This window comes from Bradyrhizobium sp. (assembly GCF_016462955.1).
Taxonomy (GTDB): Bacteria; Pseudomonadota; Alphaproteobacteria; order Rhizobiales; family Xanthobacteraceae; genus Bradyrhizobium.
On sequence record NZ_JAEMSD010000509.1, the window covers coordinates 1 to 4783 of the forward strand.

5 protein-coding genes are annotated in these 4783 nt (G+C 63.4%); all 5 read right to left on the bottom strand.

Annotated features, from left to right (window positions below):
• The coding region (pnp, locus tag JHD07_RS33030) for a polyribonucleotide nucleotidyltransferase (protein ID WP_291629758.1) at window positions 1-1334 on the bottom strand (1334 nt) is incomplete at its 3' end.
• 377 nt (window positions 1335-1711) lie between these two features.
• The gene (gene rpsO / locus JHD07_RS33035; protein WP_008540131.1) at window positions 1712-1981 is read right to left on the bottom strand and encodes a 30S ribosomal protein S15; all 270 of its coding nucleotides are present in this window, start codon (window positions 1979-1981) and stop codon (window positions 1712-1714) included.
• Window positions 1982-1983: 2 nt separating this feature from the next.
• A complete protein-coding gene (gene truB / locus JHD07_RS33040) occupies window positions 1984-3102 on the bottom strand; it encodes a tRNA pseudouridine(55) synthase TruB (RefSeq protein WP_291629767.1) in 1119 nt (372 codons plus the stop codon).
• A complete protein-coding gene (rbfA, locus tag JHD07_RS33045) occupies window positions 3099-3557 on the bottom strand; it encodes a 30S ribosome-binding factor RbfA (RefSeq protein WP_291629769.1) in 459 nt (152 codons plus the stop codon). Before rbfA ends, truB begins: the two co-directional genes overlap by 4 nt.
• Before the next feature lie 157 nt (window positions 3558-3714).
• Window positions 3715-4783 (bottom strand): translation initiation factor IF-2 (gene infB / locus JHD07_RS33050; RefSeq protein ID WP_291629771.1); only part of this gene is annotated, 1069 nt, incomplete at its 5' end.

Consider the following 4783-nt stretch of genomic DNA (forward strand, 5'->3'; position numbering starts at 1 on the left):
CAGACCGAAGCCATCGACGACGAGCCGTTGGAGTCGGTGATCTCCGACACCACGCGCACCGTGTAGGGGAATTCATGGTGCGGCGGCAGCACCGGATGGATCGCGCGCCAGGCGAGCTTGCCATGGCCGATCTCGCGGCGCTTGGTGCCGCCGAGGCGGCCGGTCTCGCCGACCGAATAGGGCGGGAAGTTGTAGTGCAGCAGGAAGGTCTCTTTGTACGTTCCCGACAGCGCGTCGATATACTGCTCGTCCTCACCGGTGCCGAGCGTGGTCACCACCATCGCCTGGGTCTCGCCGCGGGTGAACAGCGCCGAGCCGTGAGCGCGCGGCAGCACGCCGACTTCGGCGACGATGTTGCGCACGGTCTTGCTGTCGCGGCCGTCGATACGCTTGCCGGTGTCCAGGATGTTCCAGCGAACGATCTTGGCTTCGAGCTCCTTGAACACGCCGGCGATCCGGAGCTTGTCGTATTTCGGCTCCTGCCCTTCGGGGAAGTAATGGGCCATCACCTTTTCCTTGACCTTGCCGACCGCAGCGTAGCGATCCTGCTTGACCGGAATGGCGTAGGCGGCGCGCAGCTCCTGCTCGACGAGGCCGAGCATCTCTTTCTCGAGCGCGGCATTGTCGATGACGGTGACTTCGCGCGGCTCCTTGGCGGCCTTCTCGGCCAGCTCGATGATGGCCTTGATGACGGGCTGGAAGTGGCGGTGACCGAACATCACGGCGCCGAGCATGATGTCCTCGTTCAGCTCCTTGGCTTCCGATTCCACCATCAGCACGGCGTCGGCAGTGCCGGCGACGACGAGGTCGAGCTGGGTGTCGACCATCTCGTCGAGGGTCGGGTTGAGGATGAACTCGTCATTGGCGAAGCCGACGCGGGCTGCGCCGATCGGGCCCTTGAACGGAGCGCCCGACAAGGTCAGCGCGGCCGACGAGGCCACCAGAGCGACGATGTCAGGGTCGTTCTCCATGTCGTGCGACAGCACGGTGACGATCACCTGGGTTTCGTTGCGCCAGCCGTCGACGAACAGCGGACGGATCGGACGGTCGATCAGGCGGGAGACCAGCGTCTCCTTCTCGGTCGGACGGCCCTCGCGCTTGAAATAGCCGCCGGGAATGCGGCCCGCGGCGTAGGTCTTTTCCTGGTAGTCGACGGTCAGCGGCAGGAAATCGACGCCTTCGCGCGGCGCCTTCGCCGCGACAACGGTGGCGAGCACCACGGTCTCGCCATAGGTGGCGACAACGGCACCGTCGGCCTGGCGGGCGATCTTGCCGGTTTCGAGCTTGAGTGGGCGTCCGCCCCAGTCGATCTCGACTGAATGCTTATTGAACATAGAGGTCTTCTTTCATGGTTTCTCGAAAGAAGGGACGCTTCCAAAAACAAAAACCATGCGCAAGATTGCGGGACGCTGATCGGAGCGGATGATCAGCGTCCTGCGATCCTGCCATGGTTTTTGAATGTCGGATGGCGTCCATCCTTTCGGGTCATACGGGCGCCTTGCCCGTTGTGCCCAGCCGCCGGATTGCTGCTGGACTGTCAGTCGGCACGAGCGCGAATACCGAACCGCGGTCTTCGCTGTTCATGCCCGGATGCTCGCCGACAACGGCTTGCATCCGACGCGCACGCAGCCTCGATCAAAAACCTTCAAAGAAACGATTCTCGTTCGAAACCACGCACGAAAACGCGCGCCAGTGGCGCGCGCAGGAACACTTAACGACGAATATTGTGCTTCTCGAGCAGCGCCTTGTACCGCGCCTCGTCCTTCTTCTTGAGATAGTCGAGGAGCGAGCGGCGGGTCGAGACCAGCTTCAAGAGGCCGCGACGCGAATGGTTGTCCTTCACGTGGGTCTTGAAATGGTTGGTGAGGTTGTTGATGCGTTCCGAGAGGATCGCGACCTGAACCTCGGGCGAGCCGGTGTCGCCGGCCTTGGTGGCATTCGTCTTGATGACTTCCGCTTTGCGTTCTGCGGCAATCGACATCGTCAATTTCTCTCGTTGCGACCGGGGCTGGCAGTCACGCCGGTCAGGTTGAACACACGCTTGGGGATGATTTCGCCGTTGCCGACTTCGGCAAGCGCCAAAAGACGGCCTGCCACCGTGACATAGACTGTGCCGCTACAAGTGGGCGCATCCCGTCCGCGCAACAAAACGGCCTGGCCCCGATGGAGCCTTGCCGCATCAGCCCGAGTGACGGCCAGTGCCGGGATGTCGTCCAGCGCGGTCTCAACGGGCAAAAGCGCGTCGGCGAGGCTTCCCTCGCCGGACGCGGCTCTATCGCACAAAGCCTCCAACTGATCCAGCGGAATCATGTCGTTCTCGCCAAATGGGCCGACCAGAGTGCGCCTGAGCGCGCAAATATGGCCGTAAGTGCCCAGAATCCGGCCCATATCCCTGGCCAGCGCCCGGACATAGGTGCCCTTGCCGCACTCGGCCTCGAATACGGCCCGGTCGCTATCGGGTTGATCGACAAGGGTTAAATGGTGAATTTCGACCGGGCGGGGGGCCAGTTCCACGATCTCGCCGTCGCGCGCGAGGTCATAGGCGCGTTCGCCCTGGACCTTGATCGCCGAATAGCGCGGTGGGATCTGCTCGATCACCCCGGTGAAGCGGGGCAGCAGCGCCAGGATCTCCTCCCGGGTCGGGCGCTGGTCGGAGGTCGCGGTCACCCGGCCCTCGATGTCGTCGGTGTCGCGCTCTGCGCCCCAGCACACCGTGAAACGGTAGCGCTTGCGGCCGTCCATCACGAAGGGAACGGTCTTGGTGGCTTCGCCGAGCGCGATCGGCAAGCCCCCCGAGGCGAGCGGATCGAGCGTGCCGGCGTGTCCGGCGCGCTTGGCATTGAAAAGGCGCTTGAGCACGGCGACCGCCTGCGTCGAGGTCATGCCGATCGGCTTGTCGAGCACGACCCAGCCATGGACGTCGCGCCGGTCGCGGCGAACCTGGTTGCCCCTCTGCTGCTTGGCGCGCGGATCGTTGTTGACGCGGCGCGGCTCCTGATGGGGCTGAGACTTGCCGCCCATGTCCGCGAAATCATTCTTCTGCACATCGCGCTGATCGGCGTCGTTGCCGTCGACCGTGCCGTGAGCCGGGTCCATCGTCATTGCTTTTCTTCCCGATCCGAAGCCGGATTCTGTTCCAGATCCTTGTCCGGATCCTTGTCCAAGTCCTTCTGCACCGCAGGTGTTCGCAAAAGCTTCTCGATTCGTTCCGCTTCGTCGAATCGCTCGTCGACGCGGAAGCGAATGTCAGGTGCAAATTTCAGGTTAACGCGCCGCGCGACCTCGCCGCGCAGGAACTTCTTGTTGCGCTCGAGCGCAGCGATGACGATCTCGGTGTCGCGGCCACCGAGCGGCATCACGTAGACCGTCGCGAGCTTCAGGTCGGGCGACATCCGCACCTCCGGCACGGTGATGATGTGACCTTCGAGATCGGCATCATGCACGTTGCCTTGCGCCAGAATCTCGGCCATCGCGTGGCGAACCTGCTCGCCGACGCGCAACTGACGTTGCGAGCCTCCGCCGGGCACGGAACTCTTCTTCTGATGATGGCGTGGCATTTTCTAGAAATCACCTCGTCATGCCCGCATCCCTTGGACACGGGCACTGTCATTTGTCCTGTTGAAACGAAGAGGGGCGGATGGCCGGAAAAATCCGGCCATCGCACTCCCGCAATTTCAGTTCAAAAAGATCCGGACGCTTCGGTAAGATTTGGACTTACAGGGAGCGCTGGATCGTCTCCACGCGATAACACTCGATCACGTCACCGGCACGCATGTCGTGATAGTTCTCGAAGGCCATGCCGCATTCCTGACCGGACTGGACTTCCTTCACTTCGTCCTTGAAGCGCTTCAGCGTCGACAGCTTGCCTTCGTGCACGACGACGTTGTCGCGGATCAGGCGCACATTGGCGCCGCGTTCCACGGTGCCGTCGGTGACGCGGCAGCCGGCGACCTTGCCGACCTTGGAGATGTTGAAGATCTCCAGGATCGAGGCGTTGCCCAGCATGGTTTCGCGCAAGGTCGGCGCGAGCAGGCCGCTCATCGCCTTCTTCACGTCGTCCACGAGGTCGTAGATGATGTTGTAATAGCGGATCTCGATGCCGTTGCGCTTGGCGGCCGCAGCGGCCTCCTTGTTGGCACGAACCGAGAAGCCGATGATCGCGGCGTTGAAGCCTTCCGCGAGCGTCACGTCCGATTCCGAGATGCCGCCGACGCCGGCATGCAGGATGCGGGCGGCGACTTCGTCGGTGCCGAGCTTCTCCAGCGAGCCGAGGATCGCTTCCAGCGAGCCCTGCACGTCGGCCTTGATGATCAGCGGGAATTCCTTGCGGCCCGCGGTCTTCAATTGCGACATCATCTGCTCGAGCGAGCCGCGCATGCCGGAGATCGAGGCAGCCGCGTTCTCGCGCTTCTGGTGCGCGCGGTAGCTGGTGACCTGACGGGCGCGGGCTTCGTTCTCGACCACGGCGAGGCGGTCGCCGGCCTCCGGCGGGCCGTTGAAGCCGAGCACTTCGACCGGCACAGAGGGACCGGCTTCCTGCACCGTCTCGCCCTGATCCGAGATCAGCGCGCGGACACGGCCCATTTCGGCGCCGGCGACGATGATGTCGCCGACACGAAGCGTGCCGCGCTGGACCAGCACGGTCGCGACCGGACCACGGCCGCGATCGAGCTTGGCTTCGATCACGGTGCCCTCGGCCGGACGCTCCGAATTGGTCTTGAGGTCGAGGAGTTCGGCCTGGAGCGCGATCATCTCGAGCAGCTTGTCGAGATTGGTCTTGTTC